At 66.0% G+C, this 25,460-nt stretch carries 24 protein-coding genes; 13 read left to right on the top strand and 11 right to left on the bottom strand.

Features of this window, described 5'->3' with window-relative positions; translation table 11 throughout:
- Positions 1 to 56: 56 nt before the first annotated feature.
- From SIL87_RS16810 to SIL87_RS16775, 8 genes are all read right to left on the bottom strand, one after another.
- Complete coding sequence (locus tag SIL87_RS16810) at positions 57 to 671, bottom strand: 2-dehydro-3-deoxy-6-phosphogalactonate aldolase (RefSeq protein WP_319615292.1); 615 nt, start codon at positions 669 to 671, stop codon at positions 57 to 59.
- Entirely contained in the window at positions 662 to 1,543 is an 882-nt protein-coding gene (locus tag SIL87_RS16805) for a 2-dehydro-3-deoxygalactonokinase (RefSeq protein ID WP_319615291.1), read from the bottom strand. The genes SIL87_RS16810 and SIL87_RS16805 overlap by 10 nt, the downstream gene beginning before the upstream one ends.
- A gap of 27 nt (positions 1,544 to 1,570) precedes the next feature.
- Complete coding sequence (locus tag SIL87_RS16800; RefSeq protein WP_319615290.1) at positions 1,571 to 2,341, bottom strand: SDR family NAD(P)-dependent oxidoreductase; 771 nt, start codon at positions 2,339 to 2,341, stop codon at positions 1,571 to 1,573.
- A gap of 6 nt (positions 2,342 to 2,347) precedes the next feature.
- Entirely contained in the window at positions 2,348 to 3,106 is a 759-nt protein-coding gene (locus SIL87_RS16795) for an ATP-binding cassette domain-containing protein (RefSeq protein WP_319615289.1), read from the bottom strand.
- Positions 3,103 to 4,080 (bottom strand): ABC transporter permease, encoded by a 978-nt coding sequence (locus SIL87_RS16790; RefSeq protein ID WP_319615287.1) that lies wholly within the window; start codon positions 4,078 to 4,080, stop codon positions 3,103 to 3,105. Before SIL87_RS16790 ends, SIL87_RS16795 begins: the two co-directional genes overlap by 4 nt.
- Before the next feature lie 82 nt (positions 4,081 to 4,162).
- Positions 4,163 to 5,269: a sugar ABC transporter substrate-binding protein gene (locus SIL87_RS16785; protein WP_319615286.1), complete on the bottom strand. Its 1,107-nt coding sequence runs from the start codon at positions 5,267 to 5,269 to the stop codon at positions 4,163 to 4,165.
- A 153-nt stretch (positions 5,270 to 5,422) separates the two neighbouring features.
- Positions 5,423 to 6,712 carry an adenylosuccinate synthase gene (locus SIL87_RS16780; protein ID WP_319615285.1) on the bottom strand — a complete coding sequence of 430 codons (1,290 nt, stop codon included), beginning with the start codon at positions 6,710 to 6,712 and terminating at the stop codon, positions 5,423 to 5,425.
- A 5-nt stretch (positions 6,713 to 6,717) separates the two neighbouring features.
- Positions 6,718 to 7,857: an ATP phosphoribosyltransferase regulatory subunit gene (locus SIL87_RS16775; protein ID WP_319615284.1), complete on the bottom strand. Its 1,140-nt coding sequence runs from the start codon at positions 7,855 to 7,857 to the stop codon at positions 6,718 to 6,720.
- 148 nt (positions 7,858 to 8,005) lie between these two features.
- Here SIL87_RS16775 and SIL87_RS16770 point away from each other — a divergent pair, with 148 nt between their 5' ends.
- The 4 genes from SIL87_RS16770 to SIL87_RS16755 all read left to right on the top strand — a co-directional run bounded on the left by SIL87_RS16770 (position 8,006) and on the right by SIL87_RS16755 (position 12,818).
- Positions 8,006 to 9,463, top strand: a complete 1,458-nt coding sequence (locus tag SIL87_RS16770) for an MBOAT family O-acyltransferase (protein ID WP_319615283.1) — start codon at positions 8,006 to 8,008, stop codon at positions 9,461 to 9,463.
- Positions 9,463 to 10,485 carry a hypothetical protein gene (locus SIL87_RS16765; protein WP_319615282.1) on the top strand — a complete coding sequence of 341 codons (1,023 nt, stop codon included), beginning with the start codon at positions 9,463 to 9,465 and terminating at the stop codon, positions 10,483 to 10,485. The genes SIL87_RS16770 and SIL87_RS16765 overlap by 1 nt, the downstream gene beginning before the upstream one ends.
- Positions 10,486 to 10,588: 103 nt before the next feature.
- Positions 10,589 to 11,119, top strand: coding sequence for a preprotein translocase subunit SecG (gene secG / locus SIL87_RS16760; RefSeq protein WP_319615281.1), 531 nt, complete (start codon positions 10,589 to 10,591; stop codon positions 11,117 to 11,119).
- Between the two features lie 67 nt (positions 11,120 to 11,186).
- A complete protein-coding gene (locus SIL87_RS16755; RefSeq protein ID WP_319615279.1) occupies positions 11,187 to 12,818 on the top strand; it encodes a CTP synthase in 1,632 nt (543 codons plus the stop codon).
- A 15-nt stretch (positions 12,819 to 12,833) separates the two neighbouring features.
- Here the strand turns inward: SIL87_RS16755 and hisD are convergent, their stop codons facing one another.
- Together hisD and hisG are read right to left on the bottom strand one after the other, a co-directional pair.
- On the bottom strand, positions 12,834 to 14,120 hold the full coding sequence (hisD, locus tag SIL87_RS16750) for a histidinol dehydrogenase (RefSeq protein ID WP_319615277.1): 1,287 nt from the start codon (positions 14,118 to 14,120) through the stop codon (positions 12,834 to 12,836).
- Positions 14,117 to 14,827: an ATP phosphoribosyltransferase gene (gene hisG / locus SIL87_RS16745; protein ID WP_319615276.1), complete on the bottom strand. Its 711-nt coding sequence runs from the start codon at positions 14,825 to 14,827 to the stop codon at positions 14,117 to 14,119. Before hisG ends, hisD begins: the two co-directional genes overlap by 4 nt.
- Before the next feature lie 171 nt (positions 14,828 to 14,998).
- Between hisG and SIL87_RS16740 the strand changes: the two genes are divergently transcribed.
- The 9 genes from SIL87_RS16740 to SIL87_RS16700 all read left to right on the top strand — a co-directional run bounded on the left by SIL87_RS16740 (position 14,999) and on the right by SIL87_RS16700 (position 24,373).
- Positions 14,999 to 17,338 carry a TonB-dependent receptor gene (locus SIL87_RS16740; RefSeq protein WP_319615275.1) on the top strand — a complete coding sequence of 780 codons (2,340 nt, stop codon included), beginning with the start codon at positions 14,999 to 15,001 and terminating at the stop codon, positions 17,336 to 17,338.
- 48 nt (positions 17,339 to 17,386) lie between these two features.
- Positions 17,387 to 18,307 (top strand): hydroxymethylglutaryl-CoA lyase, encoded by a 921-nt coding sequence (locus tag SIL87_RS16735; protein WP_319615274.1) that lies wholly within the window; start codon positions 17,387 to 17,389, stop codon positions 18,305 to 18,307.
- Complete coding sequence (locus tag SIL87_RS16730) at positions 18,304 to 19,485, top strand: CaiB/BaiF CoA transferase family protein (protein ID WP_319615273.1); 1,182 nt, start codon at positions 18,304 to 18,306, stop codon at positions 19,483 to 19,485. The genes SIL87_RS16735 and SIL87_RS16730 overlap by 4 nt, the downstream gene beginning before the upstream one ends.
- Positions 19,486 to 19,573: 88 nt before the next feature.
- On the top strand, positions 19,574 to 20,191 hold the full coding sequence (locus SIL87_RS16725; RefSeq protein ID WP_319615272.1) for a TerC family protein: 618 nt from the start codon (positions 19,574 to 19,576) through the stop codon (positions 20,189 to 20,191).
- A complete protein-coding gene (locus SIL87_RS16720) occupies positions 20,185 to 21,273 on the top strand; it encodes an ABC transporter permease (RefSeq protein WP_319615271.1) in 1,089 nt (362 codons plus the stop codon). The genes SIL87_RS16725 and SIL87_RS16720 overlap by 7 nt, the downstream gene beginning before the upstream one ends.
- Positions 21,270 to 22,052, top strand: a complete 783-nt coding sequence (locus tag SIL87_RS16715) for an ABC transporter ATP-binding protein (RefSeq protein ID WP_319615270.1) — start codon at positions 21,270 to 21,272, stop codon at positions 22,050 to 22,052. The genes SIL87_RS16720 and SIL87_RS16715 overlap by 4 nt, the downstream gene beginning before the upstream one ends.
- Positions 22,052 to 23,044, top strand: coding sequence for an MlaD family protein (locus tag SIL87_RS16710; protein WP_319615269.1), 993 nt, complete (start codon positions 22,052 to 22,054; stop codon positions 23,042 to 23,044). The genes SIL87_RS16715 and SIL87_RS16710 overlap by 1 nt, the downstream gene beginning before the upstream one ends.
- Before the next feature lie 7 nt (positions 23,045 to 23,051).
- Positions 23,052 to 23,669 (top strand): ABC-type transport auxiliary lipoprotein family protein, encoded by a 618-nt coding sequence (locus tag SIL87_RS16705; protein WP_319615268.1) that lies wholly within the window; start codon positions 23,052 to 23,054, stop codon positions 23,667 to 23,669.
- A gap of 71 nt (positions 23,670 to 23,740) precedes the next feature.
- Positions 23,741 to 24,373 (top strand): glutathione S-transferase family protein, encoded by a 633-nt coding sequence (locus SIL87_RS16700; RefSeq protein WP_319615267.1) that lies wholly within the window; start codon positions 23,741 to 23,743, stop codon positions 24,371 to 24,373.
- 31 nt (positions 24,374 to 24,404) lie between these two features.
- On the opposite strand, the gene SIL87_RS16695 is transcribed toward SIL87_RS16700, so the two are convergent.
- Positions 24,405 to 25,448, bottom strand: coding sequence for an aliphatic amidase (locus SIL87_RS16695; RefSeq protein WP_319615266.1), 1,044 nt, complete (start codon positions 25,446 to 25,448; stop codon positions 24,405 to 24,407).
- Positions 25,449 to 25,460 lie beyond the last annotated feature (12 nt).

Raw genomic sequence — 25,460 nt, 5'->3', positions numbered from 1 at the left:
AAATAAAAGTTTTTTGGTTCTTTTTTACAAAAAAGAACCGCTTGCTTTTACTTTCCTTATTTAGTCACGCCAGCAAACCGCCCCGCCTTCGCCGCCACGTCTGCCGGGGTATCGCCGCGCTGGTACAGGGCGCTGCCGATGCCGAAGCCTGCGGCGCCGGCTTTCTGCCAGGGGGCGATGGTGTCCGGGGCGATGCCGCCGACGGGGAGGATCAGGGTTTCCGGCGGGAGCACGGCGCGGATGGCGCGGAGCATGGCGGGGCTGGCGGCTTCGGCGGGGAACAGTTTGAGGGCGTCGGCGCCGGCGCGGAGCAGGGCGAAGGCTTCGGCGGGGGTGAAGAAGCCGGGGGCGGCGAGGAGGTTGTGGGATTTGGCGGCGGTGACGATGGCGGGGTCGGCGTGGGGGGTGATGATGATGCGGCCCCCGGCATCGGCGACGCGTGCGACATCGATTCCGGTCATGACGGTGCCGGCGCCGATCAGGGCGGTGGTGCCGAAGGTTCGGGCGAGGCGGGCGATGCTGTCGAACGGGTCGGGCGAGTTGAGCGGGACTTCGATGATGGTGATGCCGGACTCGATGAGGACGGCGGCGATGGCTTCGACTTCGTCGGGGCGGACGCCGCGCAGGATGGCGATGAGGGGCGAGGCGGCGAGGCGGGATTTCAGGTCCATGGCGCGCGGGCTCCGAGATGGGCGAGGCCGGTGGCCCCGGCGGTTTCGTCGATCGCGACGGCGGTGCCGCCGAGGGTCTGGATTGCGGTGACGTAGAGGCTGGTCAGGGCGGGGGCACCGACGACTGCGACGGTGCCGGACTGATCGTCGAGCGCCGCGTTCAGCTCGTGCCCGATCAGGAGACCGGAGAGGTAGGCGTAGGACTCGGCCTCGCCGATGCCGAGGCGCAGGGAGCGGGTGCGGACACCGAAGGCGTGGTGCAGGAGGCCGCCGGGTTCGCGGGCGCGGGCGAGGCCGGCGGCGAATGAGGCAGGGTCGATCGCGGCGGGGCGGATGGTGCGGGCGAGGATGGTGTGGGTGGAGAGTGCGGCGAAGGCCTCACCGGTCATGAAGGTGCGGAATTGTTCGATCCGGCCCCCGGCGACGAAGGCCCATTTGGAATGGGTGCCGGGCAGGCAGACCATCATGGGGGCTGCCGCGTCGGCGGTGACGCCGAGGATCTGGGTTTCCTCGCCGCGCATGATGTCCGGCACGCCGTTGCTGTCGCTGGTGACGAGGCCGGGGACGATCATGATGTCGGCATCGGGGAACGCCACACGGGTCAGGTGGGAGGCGATGTCTTCGATGCCGGCGGGGCAGGGCAGATAGGGCGCTTCGACCCAGCCCTGGCGGCTGCCGATCATGCCGCAGAGCAGGATCCGGGTTTCGCCTCCTGTCAGCCAGTCCCCGACGGTTTCGCGCAGGACCGGCTCGAATTCGCCATCGGGGATGGTCATGATCCCGCGTGGCGAGGTTCGGGCTTCGATGATCGCGCCGTCGCGTTCGAGGCGCCATGCCCGGAGCGAGGTGGTGCCCCAGTCGATGCCGATCATTGAAGCGGGCCGGGATGTGGGCGGGGGTCAGACCGCTCCGGCATCGACGTAGAAATTGTGGGCGGTGATCAGGCGGCTGTCGTCGGCGGCGAGCCAGAGGGCCATGCGGGCGCAGTCGGCGGGGTCGAGTTTTTCCTTGAGGCATTGCCGCTTGAGCAGGTCGGCCTCGCCTTCCGGGGTCAGCCATTTCTCGATCTGGCGCTGGGTCATGATCCAGCCGGGGAGGATGCAGTTGGCGCGGATGTGGTCGGGGCCGTAATCGCGCGCGAGGCTGCGGGTGAGGGCTTCGATACCGGCCTTGGCGGTGACGTAGGCGGGCATGCCGCCCTGGCTGAGGTGCCAGCTTGTCGAGCCGAAATTGACGATGGCGCCGCCGCCGGCGCGCTGCATCATCGGGATGATCGCCTGCGCGGCGAAGAACTGGTGGCGGAGGTTCACCGCCATGCGTTCGTCCCAGTAGTCCGGCGTGACGTCCATGGTGTCGTGGCGTTCGTCGTGGGCGGCGTTGTTGATCAGGACGGTGAAGTCGCCGACCGCATCGTGGCCTCTGGCGATGGCGGATTTGAGGGCGGCGATGTCGCGCAGGTCGCATTCGATGAAGTGCGGGGCGGGGAAATCGCCCTGACATTCGGTGACGACGCGCTGGCCGCCGGCAGGGTCGATATCGACGAAGACGACCTTGCAGTGCTGTTCGGCGAAATGGCGCACCAGGGAGGTGCCGATGCCGCCGCCGCCGCCGGTGATGAAGACGGCGCGGCCATGCAGGCTGGGGTAGATCGCTTTTTTGATGTCAGTCATGGTCTCTCACTGTGCTGCCGCGCGCATGGCGCGGTATTCGCGCCGCACGATATCGAGCAGCGCCTCCACGGATGTGTCTTTTGCCGCGCCCTCGAAGGTGACGGTGCCGCGCTGCATCATCATGACGCGATCGGCGATTTCGAGGGTCTGGGCGTAGTTGTGCATGATCATGATGATCGAGATGTCGCCGCGCGCACGCTGGCGCTGGATCAGGTCGATGATCAGGCCGGCTTCGCGCGCGCCCATGGCGGCGAGGGGTTCGTCGAGCAGGAGGATTTTGGCGTTGGAATAGACCGCGCGGGCGATGGCGATGGCCTGGCGCTGGCCGCCGGAGAGCAGGGCAACCTCGTCATCGACCAAGGGGACGGTGACGCCGATATCGTCGAGGGCGGCGGCGGCGCGTTTGCGCATGGCCTTGTGGTCGAGCATGCCGAAGGAATTGCGCAGTTCCCGGTTGAGGAACATGTTGTGATAGATCGGCAGCGTGTTGATCAAAGCGAGATCCTGATAGACGCATTCGATGCCGAGGCTGCGGGCGTGATCGACCGAGTTGAGGCTGACGGCCTCGCCGTTGATGAACATCTGCCCCGAACTCGGCTTGTGATAGCCGGTGATGATTTTCATCAGGGTGGATTTGCCGGCGCCGTTATCGCCGAGGATGCCGAGAACCTCGCCCTTGTTGACATGCAGGGAAATGCCGGAGAGTGCCGAGATCGAGCCGAAATTCTTGGTGATGTCGGTGGCGCGCAGGGCTTCGGTGCTCATGAGCGGCCTCCACGGTTGAGGCGGCCGACATGGATGTTGGCGATCATGGCGATCAGGATCGCGCCGCCGATGATCATGTCGAAGGTGAAGGCGTTGATGCCCTGGAGGGTGAAGCCGTCCTGCAGGACGCCGAGCACGGTGGCGCCGATCAGGCCGCCGATGATGGTGCCGGAGCCACCGGCGAGCGAGGTGCCGCCGATGACGCCGGAGGCGACCGCGAGGAACATGATGTTGGTGCCGCCGGCGAGCGGGTCGGTCGAGCCGATCCGGAAGGCTTCGAGGATGCCGGTGATGCCGCCGAGCATGCTGGTGAGCATGAAATTGCCGATTTTTATGCGGGCGGCGTTGATGCCCGCCTCGGTGGCGCCGGTCAGGTTGCCGCCGACCGCGATGGTGTGCAGCCCCCAGCGGCGGTGGCGCAGCACCATGTGCATGATCGCCACGATCAGGAGCGCCCAGAGGAATTCGTTATAGCCGGCGGCGCCGAAGATGTTCGCGATGGTCTGGCCGCCGGGCGTGTTGATCGGGTAGCCGCGCGAGATGGTGAGGGTGAAGCCGTTGATCAGGAACAGGGTGCCGAGGGTGGTGACGAAGCTCGGCACTTTCAGCAGCACGGTGATGGCACCGTTGATCAGCCCGACCAGGGCCGAGACCACGATGGCGAGCACGATGCCGACGCCGATGCCGAGACCGGCGTGGACGCTGAAGGCCATGACGAAGGGGGCCAGCGCGAAGACCTGACCGACCGAGAGGTCGATTTCGCCGCAGATCAGCAGGAACACCTCGCCGCACGCGATGATCGCCGGCGGGGCGATGAATTGCGAGAGGGTTTCGAGATTGGGCGTGGTCAGGAAATTGCCGTTGACCGACGCGAAATAGACGAACAGCAGAATCGCGACGACGACGATACTGGCCTCGCGCAGCGCGAAGATCTTGCGGCTGCGCTGACGGAACGTGAGGGCGGACGCGCTCATGGCATCTCCAGATGGCAGCGGACCATGCGAGACATGGCGGCACCTTCCGGTGCCGCCATGGCAGGTTCAGGGGACGGCGTGGTCAGGTGGCGATCGGGCCGGTGTGGGGCACGATCGTCGGTTTCGAGGAACTGCCTTCGTAGCGGTTTTTGCTGACCATGTAGGGCTCGACCGTGGCTTTGGTGATGAATTCGAGGCCGGTGTTGATGTCGGCCGGGCCGACCAGCCCGCCCGAGACCTTCCACATGAACATTTCCATCACGGTGTAGAAGCCCTGAAGATAGGGCTGCTGGTAGATCGAGAAATCGAGATCGCCCGACTTGATGAGGTCGAGGGTTTTGGGCAGGAGGTCGAACCCGCCGGCGTGGATGCCTTTTTTGGCGAGGTTGAACTGGCGCATCACCTCGCCGACGCCCTGGGTGCTCCCGGCATCGACCGCGAACATGCCTTTGACCTTCTGGTGGCCGAGGTAATACGCCTTGATTTTGGTCAGTTCCTCGTTGACGGTCGGGCCGGTGGTGATTTCGTGATAGGTGATGCCTTTGCCGAGTTTTTTGATGGCGGCGGCGGCACCGTCGATCCGGGGCTGGATGTTGAGCTGGCCGGGGGTGGCGATGAACAGGGCGACCTCGCCCGAGCCGACCAGTTTGACGATTTTTTCGCCCATCTGATAGCCGGATTTGAACAGGTCCTGCCCGATATAGGCGAGGCGCTTGTTGGGTGAGTTGGCCGGGGCATCGGCATTGTAGGCGAAGACCGGGATGCCGGCTTCCATGGCTTTCGCGGTGGGCGCGTTGAAGGCGGTGGGATCGACGATCGGCACCGCGATGGCATCGGCCTTGCCGGCGATCGCGACGTTCATGGCATCGACCATGTGCGAGACGTTGGAGGTTTGCGAGCCGGTCCATTGATAGTCGCAGCCGAGCAGGGCGCAGGCGTCGTGGATGCCGTACTGGGTCGGCACGAAGAACGGGTTGGTGGTGACGTGATTGACGAAGACGAATTTCCACCGCTTGTGGCTCGGGAACGGCGTGGCATCGGCGGCGGCGGCGGTGCGGGTGCCGGCGGCGATGAGAGCCGCGGCACCGGCCAGCGAAACACCGTTCATCACGGCGCGGCGTGGCAAATGCGAGGCGGCGCGCTCGGCGGCCTGCTCCTGAATTTTTTGATCCTCGATTTTAACTGGCATCGGTTTCCCCCTTGAGATGTTATCCCGGTCGTGGCGCGATTTTAGTGCAGCGGACGTTTTTTAACGGTTTCGACCATAGTGACATCCGAGCGTTCTGGCAATTCCTGGACTTTTGTTTCGTATCACGGAACCGGCATGATGGCGGCATCGTGATCAGTTGGCGAACGGGTCCTGCATCAGGATGGTGTCGTCGCGTTCCGGGCTGGTCGAGAGCAGGGTGACCGGACATTCCACCAGTTCCTCGATGCGGCGGATGTATTTGATCGCCTGGGCCGGGAGTTCGGCGTAGGAGCGGGCACCACGGGTCGAGCCGGGCCAGCCTTCGATGGTCTCGTAGATCGGCTTCGCCTTCGCCTGCGCGGCGGCACCGGGAGGCAGGTGTTTGAAGGTGGCGCCGTCGATCGTGTAGCCGGTTCCGATGTTCAGGGATTCCATGCCGTCGAGCACGTCGAGCTTGGTCAAGGCGAGGCCGGTGATGCCGCCGACCTTGACGGCCTGACGGACCAGAGCCGCGTCGAACCAGCCGCAGCGGCGGGGGCGGCCGGTGACGGTGCCGAATTCGCGGCCGCGTTCGCCGAGGCGGCGGCCGGTTTCGTCGAACAATTCGGTCGGGAACGGGCCGGAGCCGACGCGGGTGCAATAGGCTTTGGCGATGCCGAGGACGCGGCCGATCGCGTCCGGGCCGATGCCCGAACCGGCGGCGGCCTGACCGGCGACGGTGTTGGACGAGGTGACGAAGGGGTAGGTGCCGTGATCGACATCGAGCATGACCGCCTGCGCGCCTTCGAACAGGATGCGCGCGCCGGATTTGCGGGCGGCGGCGAGGCGTTCCCACACCGGTTCGGCGAAGGGCAGGATCTGGGGCGCGAGAGCGAGGAGTTGCGCGCGCAGGGCAGCCTTTTCGAAGGTCGCGGCACCGAGGCCGGCGAGCAGGGTGTTGTGGTGGAGCAGAAGCTCGTCGAGCCGCCAGTCGAGGGTTTCGGGTTCGGCGAGGTCGCAGACGCGGATGGCGCGGCGGGCGACCTTGTCTTCGTAGGCGGGGCCGATGCCGCGACCAGTGGTGCCGATTTTGCGCTCGCCCCGGGCGGTTTCGCGCGCGGCGTCGATCGCGGCGTGGACCGGCAGGATCAGGGGGGCGTTGTCGGCGATGCGCAGGGTTTCCGGCGACACCGAAAGACCCTGGGCGCGTACCCGCTCGATTTCGGCCAATAGCGCGACCGGATCGATCACGACACCGTTGCCGATGATGCCGAGCTTGCCGCGCACCAGCCCGGACGGCAGCAGGGAGAGTTTGTATTCCTGATTGCCGACCACCAGCGTGTGCCCGGCATTATGGCCGCCCTGGAAGCGGACCACGATGTCGGCGCGCGAGGCCAGCCAGTCGACCACCTTGCCCTTGCCCTCGTCGCCCCATTGCGCGCCGATGATGGTGACATTTGCCATGAGTTTTACGATCCTTGCAGGGGCAGGGCGCGATCGGCGCGCCAGAGATGGGTGCAGTGCAGGCGCCGGGCTTCGGCGGCGTCGTCGGCGGCCGGGACCAGCCCGATGATGGTGGCGAAATCCTGCGCGCGGCAGGAGGCGGCGATGGCCGGGGCGGTGCCGTGGGGCAGGAAGATGCGCGGGCGGGGGGCGTGGCGCGGGGCGACGGCGAGGATGGTGTCCGGATAGAGGGTGATGCCGGTGGCGGATTCGCCGTTGTCGCACAGATAGCGCCCGCCGCGCCCGAGTTCGGCCTGACGGCCCGGGGCGAAGATCGTGACCGCGATGCCGGTGTGGTAGCGATAGCCGCGAAACTCGACCGGGTCGATCGTGAGGCGGAGGTCGGGGGCTTCGGCGCGGATGGCGGCGACCGTGGCGGCGAGACGGTCGGCCAAAAGGCGGATCTGGGGCGGCAGGGCGATGGCAGCGAGGGCGGCGAGGCCCGGTTCGGCGGGGCCGGCGGCGTGGAGCAGGGCGAGCAGGACCGGGGCGAGGCTGCCACCCTGGGCGGTGATGTCGGCGGCGTCCTTGCGGTCGAGCGCGCGGATGAGGGCGGCGTGGGGCGCGGCATCGCCGAGCAGGGCGGGGATCAGCGGCGGCATGGTGAGGTCGATGCTGATGCTCTCCAGCCCGGCGGCGTGGAGCGCGGCGGCGGCGGCGGTGATGATTTCGGCATCGGCGGCGGGGAGATCGGGGCCGATCAGTTCGATGCCGGCCTGGGCGACCTGCCGTTCGGGGGCGAGATGGGAGCCACGGACCAGCAGGCATTGCCCGGCATAGGCAAGGCGCAGCGGGCGGGGCGCGTGGGCGAGGCGGGTGGTGGCGATGCGCGCGATCTGGGGGGTGGTGTCGGCGCGCAAGCCCATCATGCGCTGGGATTCGGGGTCCATGAAGCGGAAGGTCTGTTCGGCGACCGCGGCACCCGATCCGGCGAACAAGGTGGATTCGAACTCGACCAGCGGCGGTTTCACCCGCTGGTAGCCATGGGCGGTGAAGCTGGCGGTGAGGGTTTCGGTCAGCCGCGCTTCGGCTTCGGCGTCCGGCGGCAGCAGATCGGTGAACCCGGCCGGGAGCAGCGCGGGGTGGGGCGGCGGATCGTCAGTCATGGCGGCGTTTCCTAATGCAGCGGGCGTATAGCACCGGGGGTCGCGAGGGCAAATCGGGGGCAACTTGGGGCAAATCGGGTGAGGAAAGGGACTGGTCAGGTGCGCGCGGGTATGGCATCAGGAATACAACCTGTGCGGGCATTATCTCATGCTGTTCAACTCACCGGTCTTTGTGGTTGCGTTCCTGCCGCTGTGTCTCGGGCTGTTCGCGCTGGCGGGGTGGCGGTTCGGCCCGCGCGCGGCGCTGGTTGTGCTGCTGGCCGCGAGTCTGGTGTTTTACGGCTGGTGGAAGCCGGTGTTTCTGCCGCTGCTGGCCGGCTCGATCGTGGGGAATTATGTATGGGTGAGGGTGATGCGGCGCGCAATGCGGCGCAAGCCGCTGCTGGTCGCGGGGCTGGCGGCGAATCTCGGCCTGCTCGGCTGGTTCAAATATGCCGGGTTGTTCGCGGCGACCGGGGCCAGCCTGTTCGGGGCGCGCGCACCGGATTTAGGCATTGTTCTGCCGCTCGGGATCAGTTTTTTCACGTTTCAGCAGATCATGTATCTGGTCGATTCCTATCGGGATGAAACCCCGGAGTGCGGCTTTGTGGATTATGCCTGTTTCGTCGGGTTTTTCGCTCATCTGCTGGCGGGGCCGATCGTGCGGCCACGCGAGATCGTTCCGCAATTCGTGCGCCATGACGGGCGGGTGCGGTCGGGCGATCTGGTCGCGGGGATCGAGATGTTTCTGCTCGGGCTCGCGAAGAAGCTGGTTCTGGCCGACAGCCTCGCGCGCTTTGCCGATCCGGGGTTTCGCGCCGCCGCCGCCGGGCATCCGCTGTCGCTGGTCGAGGCCTGGGTCGCGCTGCTGGCTTATGGCGCGCAGATCTATTTCGATTTCTCGGGCTATTCCGACATGGCGATCGGGCTGGCGCGGATGATCGGCATCCGGTTTCCGCTGAATTTCCGCAGCCCCTATCAGGCGCGCGACATCAGCGATTTCTGGCGGCGCTGGAATATCACCCTGTCGGGGTTTCTGCGCGATTACCTTTATATTCCGCTCGGCGGCAACCGGCACGGCGAGGCGCGGCGCAACGCCAATCTGATGATCACCATGCTGCTTGGCGGGTTCTGGCACGGGGCGGCGTGGAGTTTTCTGGCCTGGGGCGGGCTGCACGGGATTTATCTGATCGTGCATCAGCAATGGCGGCGGTTTGGCGGGCAGATGGGGGCGCGGCTCGCGCAGGGGATCACGCTGCTGGCGGTGCTGGTGGCGTGGGTGCCGTTCCGGGCGGAGAGCCTGCGGGCGAGCTGGATCATGCTGCGCGGGCTGTGCGGCGCGGGGGGGCTGCTGCTGCCGGACCTGATCGTCAAGGCGGTTCCGGCATTGAGGTTGGTTGCGACGCCGGTTGCGGTGCTGCCTTACCTTGGCGCGGCGCGCACCATGAGCGTGGTGCAGGGGGTGGCGCTGGTGGGGCTCGCCTGGGGGATCATTCTGTTGGCACCGGATGTTCACAGTCTGCGGGTGCGGGGGCGCAATGCCGCCCTGATCGCCGGGTTCGCGTTTTCGGTGCAGGCGCTGTTTTTCGCGCCCTTCGCCCGCCCGTTCATTTATTTCCAGTTCTGATGCGCCGGCTGGTTCTCTGTGCCGCCGCCTCGCTCGCGCTCTATTTCGCGGCGTTCGCCTTCGTGCTGCATCGCCCGCTTTCGGTGGGACTGTTGCGGATGGAAATGGACCGGAAACTGGCGCGCGGGGCGCGGCTCGCTTCGCCCAAGCTGGTGGTTCTGGCAGGGTCGAACGCGCCGTTCTCGCATTCCTGCCGGGTGATCGGGGCGATGCTCGGCCTGCCATGCGAGAATGGCGGGGTGGCCGTGGGGATCGGGCTCGATGATCTGTTCGCGCGCTGGGGCCCGCTGCTGCACCGGGGCGATAGCGTGTATCTGCCGATCGAGATCCAGCAATACGACATCACCGCCGCGCAGAACCGCATGGATATGGACGGGGCGTGGCTGTTTTATCGCAATCGCGCGCTGCTGTGGCATCTCGGTGCGCTGCGGGTGCTGGCCGGGGCGTTCGGCAGCACCATGCCGGACGGGCTGGAGGCGCTGGCCGAAATGGCGGCGCATGCGGCGGGGCTCGGGCATCGGCGCGCGATGCTCGCGGCGCAGTTCGACCGGGAGGGCGACCGGATCGGCACCACGCTCGCGACCGCCGATCCTGGCTTTCTGGCGACGCTGCATCGCATCGAGCCCGGGCCGCGCGCGATTGCCGATGGGTATGGGGCGCGCGAAACCGCCCGCTTCGTCCGCCGCTTATCGGCGCGCGGCGTGATCGTGATCGGCGGTTTGCCGACCGATTTCGATACGGTGCGGCTGCCTGAGGCCGATATCGTGGCGATCAGGCGGATTTTTACCCGGCATGGCGGGCACTTCGTCGAACTGCCCGATCGCAGCCGCTATCCGCGCGCGGATTTTTACAACAGCGAGGATCACCTCGCGCAGCCCTGCCAATATCTTCACTCGATCGCGGTGGCGCGCGCGCTGGGGCCGCTGCTCGATCGGGCGGTGCGGCCGCCGAGTGCCGCGATGCGCGCTTTGGCGGCGACCTGCCCTTCGGCGCGCATGACGATCGCGGCGCGGGTTGAATAAGGCGCCGGAGCGGCGCGTGCCGGATGAGGCGCCGGATGCAGGGGGCCAGATTGCCACCGGCGCTGCGGCGGATTAGAAGGCGCGCCATGTCTGGAATTTTCCCATGATTACGGTTCTGCTCGTGCTGCAAGCGTTCGTGACCCTCGCGCTGATCGGCGTCGTGCTGATCCAGCGCAGCGAGGGCGGCGGGTTGGGGCTTGGCTCCAGCCAGGGCATGGGCAATTTCATGACCGGGCGCGGCACGGCGAGCTTTCTGACCCGCACCACGGCGGTGCTGGCGACCGCGTTCATGGCGCTGAGTTTGATTCTCGCGCTGCTTTACAAGAATGGCGGCACCAGCAGCGGCGAGTCGATCCTCAACGGGCCGGTTCCCGCCACCAGCGCCCCCGCTTCGAGCAGCCCGGCCAGCACCAAGGCCCCGGCGACGCCCTTGGCCCCGCTGCCGCCGATTCCGGGTGAATCCGCCGGGACCACGACGGCGACCCCGCCGGCACAGAGTGCGGGCACGACGCCTGCGCCCGATTCCACGACGTCCACGACGGCCACGACGCCGGTTCCTACCAAAACTCCGGCCAAGACTTCGACCGAGACTCCGACCAAGACCCCGGCCACCTCCGCGCCCGCCAAAAACTGATGGCTGACCCGCGATACCGACGGTGCGGGGTTTTGCGCCGCGCCGCGCTCTGTTATGGGGAGCGTCCATGACCCGGTATGTCTTCATCACCGGCGGCGTGGTCTCCTCGCTTGGCAAGGGTATCGCTTCCGCTTCGCTCGGCGCGCTGTTGCAGGCGCGCGGTTACAAGGTCCGGTTGCGCAAGCTCGACCCGTATCTGAATGTCGATCCCGGCACGATGAGCCCGTATCAGCACGGCGAGGTGTTCGTGACCGATGATGGGGCGGAGACCGATCTCGATCTCGGCCATTACGAGCGGTTCACCGGGGTTCACGCCACCAAATCGGATAATGCGACCACCGGGCGGATCTATTCCGAGGTGATCGCGCGGGAACGGCGGGGCGATTATCTCGGCGCGACGGTGCAGGTGATTCCGCACATCACGGATGCGATCAAGCAGGTGGTGGTGAACGATACCGAGGGGCTCGATTTCGTGCTCGTCGAGATCGGCGGCACCGTGGGTGACATCGAATCACTGCCGTTTCTGGAGGCGATCCGCCAGCTCGGTAACGAGCTTGGGCATGATGGCGCGATGTTCGTGCATCTGACGCTGGTGCCTTATATTCCGAGTGCCGGTGAGTTGAAGACCAAGCCGACCCAGCATTCGGTCAAGGAACTGCTCAATGTCGGCATCCAGCCGCAGATGCTGATCTGCCGCTGCGACCGGCCGATCCCCGATGGCGAACGCCGCAAGATCGCGCTGTTCTGCAATGTCCGCCCCGAGGCGGTGGTGCCGGCGCTCGATGTTTCGACGATCTATGAGGTGCCGATTTCCTATCATGAGGCGGGGATGGATCGCGAGGTGCTGCGCCATTTCCATCTGCCGCACGATGTTCCGCCCGATCTGTCGCGCTGGCGGCGCATTGTCGATACCGTCAATGCGCCGGATGGCGAGGTGACGATTGCCGTGGTTGGAAAATATACCAACCTGCTCGACAGTTATAAATCGCTCGCGGAGGCTTTGGCCCATGGCGGGATCGCCAACCGGGTCAAGGTCAGGCTGGACTGGGTCGATTCCGAGATTTTCGAGCGTCCCGGTGCGGTTTCGCGGCTCGATGGGGTGCATGGGATTCTGGTGCCGGGCGGGTTCGGCGAGCGCGGCACCGAGGGCAAGATCGAGGCGGTGCGCTTCGCCCGCGAACGGCTGGTGCCGTTTCTCGGCATCTGTTTCGGCATGCAGATGGCGGTGATCGAGGCGGCACGCAACCTCGCCGATCTGAAGCTGGCGTCATCGACCGAGTTCGGTCCCTGCGAGACCCCGGTGGTCGGCCTGTTGACCGAATGGGCGCGCGGCAATGAGATCGAGCGGCGGGCCGCCGAGGGCGATCTGGGCGGGACCATGCGGCTCGGGGCGTTTCCCGCGACGCTGGCGGCGGGCAGCCTGGTTCGTTCCGTGTATGGGGATAACGTGACGATCGAGGAGCGGCATCGCCATCGCTATGAGGTGAATATCCATTACCGCGAGACGCTCGAAGCGGCGGGGCTCAAGTTTTCGGGACTGTCGCCTGACGGGATTCTGCCTGAAATCGTGGAATATCCCGATCATCCCTGGTTTATCGGGGTGCAGTATCATCCTGAACTCAAATCAAAGCCGTTCGACCCTCATCCGTTATTCGCGGGCTTCATCGGGGCGGCGGTGCGGCAGATGCGGCTGGTGTGAAGGTTGCGCCGGTGTTCAGGCCAGTCTTGCCGTGATCGATCGCCCGTGGCCTTCGAGATGTTCGGCTTCGGCGAGGGTTACTGCCGCCGGGCCGATCGCGGCGAGGGCAGCGGGGGTGAGCGAGGTTGTGGTGGTGCGCTTGAGGAAATCGAACACCGATAGTCCCGAGGAGAAACGCGCGGTGCCGGCGGTGGGCAGGACGTGGTTGGGACCGGCGGCGTAATCGCCGATCGCGGTGGGGGCGGAGCGGCCGAGGAACGCCGATCCGGCATGGCGGATGGCCGCGAAATCGCCTTCGGGATCGGCGGTCATGATCTGGAGGTGTTCGGGTGCGATGCGGTTGGCGAGCGCGATGGCTTCGGCACGATCGGCGACCTCGATGATCGCGCCGTGGGCCGCGAGGGAGGCGGCGGCGATGGCGGCGCGCGGCAGGGTTTGCAGTGCCGAGGCCAGTGCGGCGGCGACCGCTTCGGCGAGGGCGGGACTGTCGGTCACCAGGATCGACTGGCTGTCTTCGGCGTGTTCGGCCTGGGCGATCAGGTCGAGCGCGATGTGGTGGGGGTCGTTGTCGGCATCCGCGATGATCAGCACCTCGGAGGGGCCGGCGATCGAGTCGATGCCGACGCGGCCGAACACCTGGCGCTTGGCTTCCGCGACATAGGCGTTGCCGGGGCCGACGATGCGATCGACCGGCGCGATGCTGGCGGTGCCCCAGGCGAGAGCGGCAACCGCCTGGGCGCCGCCGATCCGGTAGATTTCGGTGATGCCGGCGCGGTGGGCGGCGGCGAGCACCAGATCGTTCATGATGCCGTCCGGTGTGGGGACGACCATGGCGATGCGGGCGACGCCGGCGACGCGGGCGGGGATGGCGTTCATCAGCACCGAGGACGGGTAGGACGCCTTGCCGCCGGGGACGTAGAGGCCCACCGCATCGAGCGCGCCCCAGCGCAGGCCAAGGGTGACGCCCTGATCGTCGGTGTAGGAAAAATCGCGCGGCAGTTGGGCGCGGTGGAACGCCTCGATCCGGCGGGCGGCAAGATCGATCGCGTCGCGCTGATCGGCGGGGATGGCGGCGAGGGCCGCGGCGGTTTCGGCGGGGGTGACCGCGAGCTGATCGAGGGTGATCGGGAAACGGTCGAACCGGGCGGTGAGGTCGAGCAGGGCGGCATCGCCTTCGGCGCGGACGCGGGCGATGATGGCGGCGACCGGGGCGGCGACATCGGTTGCGGTCGCGCGGTCCGCGATCAGCGCGGCGAGGGATCGGGTGAAATCGGGATCGCGGGTGGCGAGGCGGTTGATCATGTGGCGGCGGGGACGGTGGCGGCGAGGGCGGCGCGGAACCGGGCGATCCAGCCGGAGATGGCTTCGGGGCGGGTTTTGAGCGCGGTGCGGTTGACGATCAGCCGCGAGGTGACATGCGCGATCACCTCGGTTTCGACCAGCCCGTTGGCGATCAGGGTCGAGCCGGTCTGGACCAGATCGACGATCAGGCGCGAGAGGCCGAGGCCGGGGGCGAGTTCCATCGCGCCGTTGAGGGCGACGATTTCGGCCTGGATGCCGCGCGCCGCGAAATGCCGGCGGGTGGTGTTGGGGTATTTGCTGGCGACGCGGACCCGCGAGAGGCGGGCGAAATCGGTGGTGCCCGCTTCATCGGCGGGTTCGGCCACCGCGATCCGGCAGGCGCCGATGCCGAGGTCGAGCGGGGCGTAGATTTCGGGATAATCGAACTCGCCGAGCACGTCGCCGCCGCAGATGCCGATATCCGCCGCGCCGAAGGCAACGAAGGTGGCGACATCGAAGCTGCGGACGCGGATGATGTCGAGATCCGGCGCGCTGGTGTGAAAGCGCAGGCGGCGGCTGTTTTCATCGGTGTAGTCGGCTTCGGGGACGATGCCGGTGCGGGCGAGCAGGGGCGCGCATTCGGCCAGGATGCGGCCTTTCGGCAAAGCGAGGACGAGGGTGCGGCTGCTCGCTTCGCTGGCGGGCATGGTGGCGGTGACGGCGGTCATGCGCCGCGCTTTAGCATTGGCGGGGCGGGCTGCCAAACGGTGGCGATGTCTTGAAACTGACGCGATACGTTCGTCGAAGCTTCACGCACAGCGGGGAGCGGTTCGATTATGTCGCCATGCCATCGACCGGGGTTACCAACCGGTTACATCCACGACAGGAAAGATGGCGATATGATGCGGCTGGAACACAAGGATGAGACGATTGGGCGACGGTTTCGTCTGGGCCTGCTCGGCGCGGTGAGTGTGCCGGTGCTGCTGGGCGCGGGGATGAGCCCGGCGGCGGCGCAGGCGGTGAATGCCGGTACGGTCTCGGCCACGGGACCGGCGGTGGCGCCGGGCGGGTTCGCCAGCCGGGTTCTGACGCGCAAGGCGATCAAGCATCAGGCGCAGTCGGTTTCGGCGGTGAGCAAAGGTACGATCGATCTGCTCGCGCCGATCGCTTCGGGAACCCAGGCGATCTCGACCCTGCCGGGGGTGGTGATTTCGGGCTATTCCTCGAATGCGGGCACCGCGCGCTCGACGATTTCGATTCGCGGCGTCAAGGTCGGGTTCAACTCGGTGCCGGGCGATATCGAAACCGATGGCATCACCAACCTGTTCGATGGCGTCCCCCTGAACAGCCTGATCCAGGGTACCGGATTTCATTCCGTGCAGATCCCGTTCGGCGCGCTGCTCGCCGGGGTGAATGTGATTTATGGTCCGGGCAATCCGCAGGACCGCTGGTATGACAGTCTGGGCGGCACGGTGAATTTCATTCCGGTGCAGCCGAGCGCGCGGGCCGGGGCCACGGTTTCGGCAAGCTACGGCAGTTTCGACAGTCAGGTTTACAGCGCCGTGGCCCAAAGCGGCCTGCACGATGGCTGGGAAGCCGTGATTGGTCTCAACCACGCATTCAACCACACGTTCCGCCAGGGCGAGTATGACTGGCCGGCGCGCAACGACCAGGTTTATTTCAAGATCACCCGGCATTTCGACGGCGGCCATATCAGCCTTGGCGGCTATTACATCCATAACCGCGAGTTCCGACCGAACCAGATTCCGGTGAACCCCGTGGCGGGTGTCACGCTCGGTGGACTCGATGCCGACGCGCCGCTCTACAGCCAGAAGACGTCGGGGTTTTATTCCGATCTGCCGAATAATGTCTGGTTCAAGGAAAATCAGGTCATCGACTATATCGGCTATGCGCGCCTCACCAGGCGGATCAGTGCCGATACGACGCTGCACGATCTGTTCTGGTACCGGCATGGCGACATCATTCATTACCGGATCAATGCCGGTTTCATCGGGACAAGCTCGCAGGATACCGAATATTATGCGCCGTTTTCCGATACGATCGGAGACAAGCTGTATTTCGATACCGACCTGAAATACAATAAATTGAGTTATGGTGCCTATATCATCAACGCCCACACGCATGATGTATACGACGGTTACAATACCGCTCTCGGCACCAGCCGGCAGTTGCCGGCATCGATTTCGCGCGATGTCTATAACAATCTCTACATCGCGGGCTTCGCGCAGGATCGGATCGAACCCGTGGCCGGGTTGCGCATCGTGCCGGGGGTGCAGATCGTCAATTACGATACCGGCTACGATAATCTGGCACCGCAGGCGGCGATCGATTTGCCGGGGGCTTCGTTCAATGCGTATCCCAGTGTGAGCAAGGATTTCAACCGGGTGCAGCCCTCGATCGGGGCGAGCTACGATGTGCTCCCCTGGGCGACGCTGTATGGCAATTTTGCTGTGACGTACCAAAATCCGACCGCAGGGAATTTCGCCAACAACCAGACCAACCTGCCCGCCCTGAAACCGGTGAAGAGCACCGATTATGAAATCGGCGTGCGGATGGATCGCAAGGGCCTGTTCGGCATTCAGGACGCGTCTGCGGATATCAATTATTTCCGCGACGATCTGGAAGACGAAACCGTTCCGATCGCCAACCCGAACAATCCGACCCAGACCACGTTCGGCTTCGGTTCGGGCAGGTTGCAGGGGGTGAACGCCAGTTTGCGGGCGCGGTTCGATTTCAACTGGATGGCGTTCGCCAACCTCGGCTATCTCGATGCGAGGTACCTTACCTATACGTCGAATTCGGGGGCGGTTTATAATAACCTGCCCGACCCGGCATCGCCGCGGGATACGGCTGACATCGGCATCCGTTACCGCCGGTTCGTCGGCTCGACCCTGATCGCGACCAATGTATGGGATCAGTATGTCGGCAAGCGGTATCTGTTCAGTAACGCGATCGGCGCGCCGACCCATATCGCCATCGTTCCCTATAATCTGCTCAATGCCTCGATCACTGTAAAGACCCCTTATTTCAATCGGTTCGTCTCGCATCTCGGCGAGGTCGATGTCAGTTTTTACGCAACCAATCTGCTCGGGCGGAAATATAACGCCACCGAATACATTTCTGCCGGCGGCTACTTCAACACGCCGAATGGTGGTTACGCGATCGCCAATCCCGGCGCGCCGCGCGCCTTCTACGGGACGGTGACTGTGAAGTTCTGAGCCGGAGTCTCTCTTGCCCCGGTCCGCGCGCCGGGGCAGATTGGGGGGATGAGCGAGATGGTCACGATCTGCGAAGTCGGTCCGCGCGATGGGCTTCAGATGGCGAAGTCGATTATGGCGACCGAGGCGAAATGCGCGTGGATCGCAGGGCTCGCCGCTGCCGGGGTGCGCGAGATCGAGGTGGGGAGCTTCGTGCCGGCCCGGCTGATCCCGCAGATGGCGGATACCGGGGCGGTGGTTCGCTTTGCACGCACTTTGCCGGGGCTGACCGTGGTGGCGCTGGCGCCGAATTTGCGGGGGGCGGAGGCGGCGGTGGACGCGGGGGCGCATCGGGTCAGTGTGCCGGTTTCGGTGAGTGCGGGGCATTCGCGGGCCAATTTGAACCGCACGCCGGATGAGCAGGTCGCCGTGGTCGGTGCGATCGTGGACTGGATGCGCGCGCATGCGCCGCAGGTGGAGCTTGAGGTTGCGTGTTCGACCGCGTTCGGCTGCTCGATCGACGGGGTGGTGCCTGAGGATGAGGTGGTGCGGATCGCGGCGGCGCTGGCGGCGGCGGGGGTGAGCCAGATCGGGCTGGCCGATACCGTGGGGTATGCCAATCCGGCGCAGATCAGATCGGTGGTGCGGGCGGTGCGGGCGGAGATTGGACCGGCGCTGGTCGGGCTGCATCTGCACGACACGATGGGGCTGGGGATCGCCAATGCGCTGGCGGGGCTGGAGGAGGGAATCCGCGACTTCGATTCGGCGCTGGCCGGGCTGGGCGGTTGCCCGTTCGCGCCGGGGGCTTCGGGCAATATCGTCACCGAGGATCTGGTGTTCATGCTCGAAAGCATGGGGTTTGTCACCGGGATCGATCTCGACGGGCTGATCGCGGCCCGCGCCCTGCTTCATGCCGGGCTGCCGGGCGAGGCGATGCACGGTCAGGTGGCAAGGGCCGGGATTCCCCGGACGTTCCAGCGCGCGGCATGAGCGCCACGCCGCTTGCGGGGCTCCGCGTCGTCGAGTTCGCCCATATGGTGATGGGGCCGACCACCGGGCTTATTCTCGGTGATCTGGGTGCCGATGTGGTGAAGATCGAGCCGACCCCGGCGGGTGATAACACAAGGCGGCTGACCGGCTCGGGCATCGGGTTTTTCACCATGGCGAGCCGGAACAAGCGCAGTGTCATGCTCGATCTGAAATCCGAAGCGGGGATCGAGGTGGCGCGCCGGTTGATCGGGCGGGCGGATGTTCTGACCGAGAATTTCAGGCCGGGGGCGCTGGACAAGCTCGGTCTCGGCTATGCGGCCTGCGCGGCGGCCAATCCACGGTTGATTTATTGTTCGCTGAAGGGATTTCTGCCCGGGCCTTACGAGCACCGCACCGCGCTCGATGAGGTGGTGCAGATGATGGGCGGGCTTGCCTATATGACCGGGCCGGTGGGCCAGCCGCTGCGTGCCGGGGCCTCGGTGATCGATATCATGGGCGGGACGTATGGGGCGGTCGCGATTCTGGCGGCGCTGGCCGAGCGTGAGCGCACCGGGCGCGGGCAGCTCGTGCAGTCCGGCCTGTTCGAGAGCGTGGCGATGCTGATGGCCCAGCACATGGCGCAGGCCGCGATAACCGGCACCGCGCCGCCGCCGATGAGCGCGCGGGACGTGGCGTGGCCGGTCTATGATATTTTCGCGACCGCCGATGGCGGGCAGATTTTCATCGGCGTGGTGACCGATACCCAGTGGCAGGTGCTGTGCGCGGAATTCGGGCTGGTGGAACTTGCCTCCGACCCGACGCTGCGGACCCAGGCGGAACGGCGCGCGGCGCGGCCCCGCACGCTGAAAGTGATCGCCGAGGCGTTCGGGCGGTTCGGCACGGCGGATCTCGCGGCGCGCTGCGAGCGGCTCGGCCTGCCTTTCGCGCCGATTGCCCGGCCGGCGGATCTGTTCGAGGACCCGCATCTGCGGCAATCGGGCGGGCTCGTTGAAGTCAGCCTGCCGGATGGCCGGAAGATCGGCCTGCCGGGCTTGCCGATCAGCATGGATGGCGAGCGGCCCGGCGCGCGGCGGGATGTGCCGCAGCCGGGGGCGGATACGCGCGATGTGCTGGTGGAACTGGGGTATGACGAGGCGGAAATCGCCGGGATGAGGGATCGTCAGGCGGTTCTGTTTTGAACGAAGGCGGGGTCTGGCCTGACACGGCCGCGCGAGGGATCACAGCGGCGCGATTGACAATATCCGGTGCAACCCCGAACGACGCGCGATGAACATGGCCGTTGCTGATTTCATCGTGCTGGCGCAGGTGCTGATGATCGACCTCGTGCTGGCCGGGGACAATGCGATCGTGATCGGGCTCGCGGTCGCGCGGCTGCCGAAGGCGCAGCAGAAGCAGGCGATCCTGATCGGGGTCGGGGCGGCGACGGTCCTTCGGATCGGGCTCGCGCTGGTCGCGCTGCGGCTGATGGCGGTGATCGGGCTGACCCTCGCGGGCGGGATATTGCTGCTCTACGTGGTGTGGAAATCGTGGCGGGAGTTCCGCCGCGCGCCGCTGGCCGAGGGTGCGGTACCGGCGGCGGGCAAATTGCGGGATGCCGCGATCCGGATCATTGCCGCCGATCTGTCGATGAGTCTGGACAATGTGCTGGCGGTGGCGGGGGCGGCACGGGATCATCCGGCGTTGCTCGCGGCGGGGCTGGTGTTTTCGGTGGCGCTGATGGGGCTGGCCGCCAATCTCGTGGCGAAGCTGCTGACGCGGCATCGGTGGCTCGTCTGGATCGGGCTGGCGATCGTCCTATATGTGGCGCTGACGATGATCCATGCCGGAGGCCTGCAGGTTGCGACGCATTTTGGCTATCACGTGCCGGGGTGGCTGAAATGGTAGCGGCGAGGCTGGATGTTGCGCGTGACGGGGCGGGGACCGTGATCACGCTCGGCGGTCCGCTCACCGCGACCTCGCTGGCGCCGGTGTGGACCCGGGCGGTGGATGCGGCACGGCGGGCGGATGGAGGGCTCGCGATCGATCTCGGCGGGGCGGATCTGGTCGATACGTCCGGCGCGGCGCTGCTGCTCAAGCTGGAGCGGGATCATCAGGGTACCACCGAGTGGCGCGGATTGGCCGAACGGCCCGAGGCTTTGATGACGCGGCTGCGCGAGGCAGTGCCGGATGGGGCGACCGTGAAGGTGCCGGCGCGGACGGTTGTGCGCGGCAGCCTCTGGCGGACCTTCATCGTTCGCGTGACGTTTTTCGGCGAGACGATTCTGGCGACGCTCGGATTGCCGGGGAAAGTGCGGTTTCTGCGCGGCGGCGATTTTTTCCGGCTGACCGAGCGGGCGGGCATTCAGGCCATGCCGCTGGTGGGGATGATGGGGTTCCTGATCGGGATGATCCTCGCGTTCCAGTCCGCGATTCCGATGCGCCAGTTCGGCGCGGATATCTATGTCGCGGCGCTGGTTTCGCTCTCGCTGTTCCGCGAGTTGGGGCCGTTGCTGGCGGCGGTGATCCTGGCGGGTCGCACTGGCTCGGCCTTCGCGGCGGAACTCGGGACCATGGTGGTCAATGAGGAGGTCGCGGCGCTGACCACCATGGGGATCGATGCCGAGACCATGCTGGTGATCCCCCGCATGGCGGCGGCGATGGTCGTGATGCCGGCGCTGGCGATCGGGATCGATATTTCCGGCGTGATCGGGATGGGGTTCGTGATGATGATCCTCGGGTTTCCGCCCGCCGCGATCCTGCATCAGATCCAGCTCGCGACCGGGCCGGAGGATTTGTTGCTCGGGCTGTTCAAGGCGGTGGTGTTCGGTGCGGCGATCGGGCTGATCGGGTGCCGGGCGGGGTTGACGGCGGGCGGCGGGCCGCGCGCGGTGGGCGAGGCGGCAACCTCGGCGGTGGTGGGCGGGATCGTGGTGACGATTTTGCTCGATGGGCTGTTCGCGGTGATTTTCTATCGGCTGGGCCTGTGAGCGCGGACGCGGGCGGACGCATCAACGCGATCGAGGTCGATCATGCCGGGCAGAGTTTCGGCGGGCGGGTGATTTTCCAGGACGTGACGTTCAGCGTGGCGGAAGGCGAGGTGTTCGTGGTGCTCGGCGGGTCGGGCTGCGGCAAATCGACGCTGCTCAAACAGATGATCGGGCTGCTGACGCCGACCAGCGGGCGGATTTCGGTGGGCGGGCATGACGTGGTGAGCGAGGTGCGCGCGGTCCGCCGCGAGATCGGGGTGATGTTTCAATCCGGCGCGCTGTTCGGCTCGATGACGCTGCTGGAGAACGTGATGCTGCCCTTGAGAATGTTCACCGACCTGCCGGCGCGGGCGCGGGCCGAGATCGCGCGGATCAAGCTGGCGCTGGTCGGGCTCGGCGAGGCGGTCAATCTGCTGCCGTCCGAGATTTCGGGCGGGATGGCGAAGCGGGCGGCGATTGCGCGGGCGCTGGCGCTCGACCCGCCGATCCTGATTCTCGATGAACCCTCGGCGGGGCTCGACCCGATCACCGGCGCGGGGCTGGATCGGCTGATCCTGGACTTGCGGGCGGCGCTGGGCTGCACCTTCGTGGTGGTGACCCATGAGCTGATGTCGATTTTCGCGATCGCGGACCGGTGTGTCATGCTCGACCGCACGGCGCGGGGCATGATCGCGCTGGGGACGCCGCGCGACTTGCAGCAATCGAGCGATCACCCCACGGTGCGCGCGTTTTTCAACCGGGATGCGGAGAGCATGGACGTTCAGAAGGAACTTCGCTGATGGAAGGCAAGGGCGCGGCGCTGCGCACCGGGCTGTTCGTGCTGGCCGGAATCGTCGTGCTGATCGCGATGATTTTCGTGCTTTCGGGCAATGCGTTCCGCTCGGGCGTGGAATATGAATCGTATTTTTCGGAATCGGTGCAGGGGCTGGATATCGGCTCGACCGTGAAGTTCCGGGGTGTCACGATCGGGAAAGTCACGGATATCGGGCTGGTTTCGGCGGAATATCCGCCGGCGAACCCGAAGGATCTGGTTCAGCCGATCTATCATCAGGTCGTGGTGCGGTTCCGGGTCGATCCGCGCAAGCTGGGGCCGGATTCCAATTTCGCCGGGGCGATCGCGCATGGGCTGCGGGTGCAGGTGGCCCCGCAGGGGATTACCGGGCTTGCGTATCTGGAACTCAGCTTCGTCAATCCCAAAACCCATCCGGTGCAGGCGGTGCCGTGGCATCCCCGCACGCTGGTGATCCCTTCGATCCCGAGCACGCTGACCCAGGTGCAGGATGCGGTGCAGACGTTTCTGACCAATATGAGCGGGGTGAAATTCGACAGCACGGTGAAGCTGCTCACCTCGATGATCAACACGCTGAACGAGGAAATCACGACCGGGGATGCCCATCAGGCGATCGCCAACGCCAATGCGCTGCTCGGCGAGTTGAAGACGCAGGTGGGCAAGGCCGATCTTCCGGCGACGACCGCCTCGATCCGCAACCTCGCGGACGGGGCGCAGACGCGCGACATCCTGACCAAGCTCGACCAGACCAGTGCGGCATTGGCGCAGGCAACGGCGGCGATGCCGAAACTTCTGGCGCAGACGCAGGCGACCATCGCCGATGCCAACCAGACCACCGCCAACCTGAATCGCCAGATGATCCCGATTTTACGGAATCTCGATCAGGCATCGTCGAATCTCAATGAATTGTCGGAAACGCTGAAGAACAACCCGGCGGTGGTCCTGCGCGGCGGGCCGCCACCGCCCCAGACCCCACGGTGACATGCCCATGACCCTCAAGCGCCGCCACGTTCTGCTCGCAACCCCGCTGGCCCTGGCCGGGTGCGGCGGGATTCTGGCCAAGCAACCCTATGTCGCGCGGTCCGACTGGCCCCTGGCGCCGCCGCCGCCGGGTTCGGGCGGTGTTGCGGGCGGGCGCGGCGTGGTGCTGGTGCGCGGGATCAGCGCGGGGCCGACGCTGAGCGAGCGGGGGCTGATCACGCAACTGGCCGATGGCAGCGTGCATGTCGGGTATTACAATCGGTGGGCGACCTCGCCGGCGCAGGCGACCACGGCGGCGCTGATCGCGTGGTTGCAGGCTTCGGGCCGGTTCGCGGCGGTGGTGGGCGACGGCAGCGCGCTGACGCCTGATGTCATCGTCGAGGGAACGCTCGATACGCTGCTGGCCGACCCGACCACCCACGTCGCGCGGGCGGCGCTGACGCTGGTGGTGGCAAAGCCGGTCGGGATCAGCGAGCGCCCGCTGGCGCAGCGGCGGCTGACCGCGACCGCGCCTCTGGCGGGACCGACCGCGCCTGATCTCGTGGCGGCGCAGCGGGCGGCGCTCGCGGCTGTGCTGGGGCAGGCGGTCGGGATGGTCGTGCGGGCAGAGTCCCGGCGGGGGTGACGCGGGTGGCCTTGCCACGATGAGACGAAGGCTGGCATTCAGGGTCCGGAATATATCTTTCAGGAATCCCGATGAACCAGATGCCAGCCGAAAAACTCTATTTCTCGACCACCAGCCCCTATGCCCGGAAGGTGCGGATCGCCGCGGCGGAGAAGGGCGTGCCGTTCGAGGCGGTGCTCGATGTGCCGTGGAACGAGGATACCAGGACCATCGCGCTCAATCCGCTCGGCAAGGTTCCGGTCTGGGTGATGGCGGATGGGACGGCGCTGTTCGATTCGCGGGTGATCGTCGAGTATGTCGACAGCCGGAGCGAGGAAAACCCGTTGCTGCCGCGCGCGATCAAGGAGCGGATCATCGTGCGGCGCTGGGAGGCGATGGCGGATGGGGTGATGGATGCGAGCCTCGCGATTTTTTCCGAGCGGCGCAAGCGGCCCGAGGAATTGCAGTATCCGGCGTGGTCGGAGCGGCAGTTCGGCAAGATCCATCGCGCCTTGCAGGCTTTGAACGACGAACTGGGCGCGCGGGACTTCTATCATGGCGACCGGCTCGGCGTCGCCGAGATCGGGGTGGCGAGCGCGCTCGGTTATGTCGGGCTGCGGTTCAGCGACGATTTTCGCTGGCAGGACAAATATCCCAAACTGGCGGCGCTCTATGAGCGGCTGATGCAGCGGGAGGCGTTCAGCACGACGGTGCCGGTGCTGTAGCCCGGCACCCTTCGCTTCGGGACGCGCGGCTTCAGCCGGGGGCCGCGCGGTTGCTCTGGTTGGGCAGGCCCTCGATCGGGCATTCCTCGACGCCGACGGTGGGGCGGGTCATGGCCTCCACCATGTCGCGGGTGCCTTCGGGGTCGCTGATCCATTTCCGGTAGAAATCGTAGGGACATTCCGCAACACCGGTAACGCCTTCGCCGGAATTGATCTTGCCGGTGTAGCCCCGGTGCAGCAGCTTGAAGATGTGGTTTTCGCTCTGCATGGTGCGGCGGGCATCGCGGATCAGGGAGACCGAAAGCTGGGCGTAATTGATGCCGTATTCCTCGGTGCCGCATTCGCCGAGGGTGCGGCCATCGAACCCGATGATCGCGGAATGGCCGAAATAGGAATAGACGCCGTCGAACCCGGTGGCGTTGGCGACCGCGACATAGGTGTTGTTGGCCCAGGCCATCGCTTTGGCCATAATGATCTGCTGGTCCTTGGCGGGGTACATGTAGCCCTGGCAGCGCACGATGAGTTCGGCGCCCTTCATGGCGCAGTCGCGCCAGATTTCGGGGTAGTTGCCGTCATCGCAGATGATCAGGCTGATTTTCAGGCCTTTCGGCCCGGGGCTCATATAGGTGCAGTCGCCGGGATACCAGCCTTCGATCGGAACCCAGGGCATGATCTTGCGGTATTTCTGCACGATCTCGCCGGCATCGTTCATCAGGATGAGGGTGTTGTAAGGCGCTTTGTTCGGGTGATCCTCATGGCGTTCGCCGGTCAGCGAAAATACGCCCCAGACCCGGGCTTTGCGGCAGGCGGCGGCGAAGATCTCGGTTTCCTCGCCGGGGCAGGACGAGGCGGTTTCGTACATCTCGGCGCTGTCGTACATGATGCCGTGGGTCGAGTATTCGGGAAACACCACGAGGTCCATGCCGGGCAGGCCGGTCTTCATGCCGACCACCATGTCCGCGATCTTCTGTGCATTGGCCAGCACTTCGGCGCGGGTATGCAGACGCGGCATTTTATAGTTGACGACGGCCACGCCGACCGTGTCGTTGCTGCTGGAAATATCGCCATGAATCATCGGTATCGTCTC

Source organism: Acidiphilium acidophilum (assembly GCF_033842475.1).
Lineage (GTDB): Bacteria > Pseudomonadota > Alphaproteobacteria > Acetobacterales > Acetobacteraceae > Acidiphilium > Acidiphilium acidophilum.
Note: the sequence above shows the minus strand (reverse complement) of the source record. Positions and strands in the feature narration are given on the sequence as shown.

Excerpts from the sequence above, each read along its gene's own strand:
- SIL87_RS16810 (WP_319615292.1), bottom strand. The coding sequence starts at position 671 with ATGGACCTGAAATCCCGCCTCGCCGCCTCGCCCCTCATCGCCATCCTG.
- SIL87_RS16805 (WP_319615291.1), bottom strand. The coding sequence starts at position 1,543 with ATGATCGGCATCGACTGGGGCACCACCTCGCTCCGGGCATGGCGCCTC.
- SIL87_RS16800 (WP_319615290.1), bottom strand. The coding sequence starts at position 2,341 with ATGACTGACATCAAAAAAGCGATCTACCCCAGCCTGCATGGCCGCGCC.
- SIL87_RS16795 (WP_319615289.1), bottom strand. The coding sequence starts at position 3,106 with ATGAGCACCGAAGCCCTGCGCGCCACCGACATCACCAAGAATTTCGGC.
- SIL87_RS16790 (WP_319615287.1), bottom strand. The coding sequence starts at position 4,080 with ATGAGCGCGTCCGCCCTCACGTTCCGTCAGCGCAGCCGCAAGATCTTC.
- SIL87_RS16785 (WP_319615286.1), bottom strand. The coding sequence starts at position 5,269 with ATGCCAGTTAAAATCGAGGATCAAAAAATTCAGGAGCAGGCCGCCGAG.
- SIL87_RS16780 (WP_319615285.1), bottom strand. The coding sequence starts at position 6,712 with ATGGCAAATGTCACCATCATCGGCGCGCAATGGGGCGACGAGGGCAAG.
- SIL87_RS16775 (WP_319615284.1), bottom strand. The coding sequence starts at position 7,857 with ATGACTGACGATCCGCCGCCCCACCCCGCGCTGCTCCCGGCCGGGTTC.
- SIL87_RS16770 (WP_319615283.1), top strand. The coding sequence starts at position 8,006 with ATGCTGTTCAACTCACCGGTCTTTGTGGTTGCGTTCCTGCCGCTGTGT.
- SIL87_RS16765 (WP_319615282.1), top strand. The coding sequence starts at position 9,463 with ATGCGCCGGCTGGTTCTCTGTGCCGCCGCCTCGCTCGCGCTCTATTTC.
- secG (WP_319615281.1), top strand. The coding sequence starts at position 10,589 with ATGATTACGGTTCTGCTCGTGCTGCAAGCGTTCGTGACCCTCGCGCTG.
- SIL87_RS16755 (WP_319615279.1), top strand. The coding sequence starts at position 11,187 with ATGACCCGGTATGTCTTCATCACCGGCGGCGTGGTCTCCTCGCTTGGC.
- hisD (WP_319615277.1), bottom strand. The coding sequence starts at position 14,120 with ATGATCAACCGCCTCGCCACCCGCGATCCCGATTTCACCCGATCCCTC.
- hisG (WP_319615276.1), bottom strand. The coding sequence starts at position 14,827 with ATGACCGCCGTCACCGCCACCATGCCCGCCAGCGAAGCGAGCAGCCGC.
- SIL87_RS16740 (WP_319615275.1), top strand. The coding sequence starts at position 14,999 with ATGATGCGGCTGGAACACAAGGATGAGACGATTGGGCGACGGTTTCGT.
- SIL87_RS16735 (WP_319615274.1), top strand. The coding sequence starts at position 17,387 with ATGAGCGAGATGGTCACGATCTGCGAAGTCGGTCCGCGCGATGGGCTT.
- SIL87_RS16730 (WP_319615273.1), top strand. The coding sequence starts at position 18,304 with ATGAGCGCCACGCCGCTTGCGGGGCTCCGCGTCGTCGAGTTCGCCCAT.
- SIL87_RS16725 (WP_319615272.1), top strand. The coding sequence starts at position 19,574 with ATGAACATGGCCGTTGCTGATTTCATCGTGCTGGCGCAGGTGCTGATG.
- SIL87_RS16720 (WP_319615271.1), top strand. The coding sequence starts at position 20,185 with ATGGTAGCGGCGAGGCTGGATGTTGCGCGTGACGGGGCGGGGACCGTG.
- SIL87_RS16710 (WP_319615269.1), top strand. The coding sequence starts at position 22,052 with ATGGAAGGCAAGGGCGCGGCGCTGCGCACCGGGCTGTTCGTGCTGGCC.
- SIL87_RS16705 (WP_319615268.1), top strand. The coding sequence starts at position 23,052 with ATGACCCTCAAGCGCCGCCACGTTCTGCTCGCAACCCCGCTGGCCCTG.
- SIL87_RS16700 (WP_319615267.1), top strand. The coding sequence starts at position 23,741 with ATGAACCAGATGCCAGCCGAAAAACTCTATTTCTCGACCACCAGCCCC.
- SIL87_RS16695 (WP_319615266.1), bottom strand. The coding sequence starts at position 25,448 with ATGATTCATGGCGATATTTCCAGCAGCAACGACACGGTCGGCGTGGCC.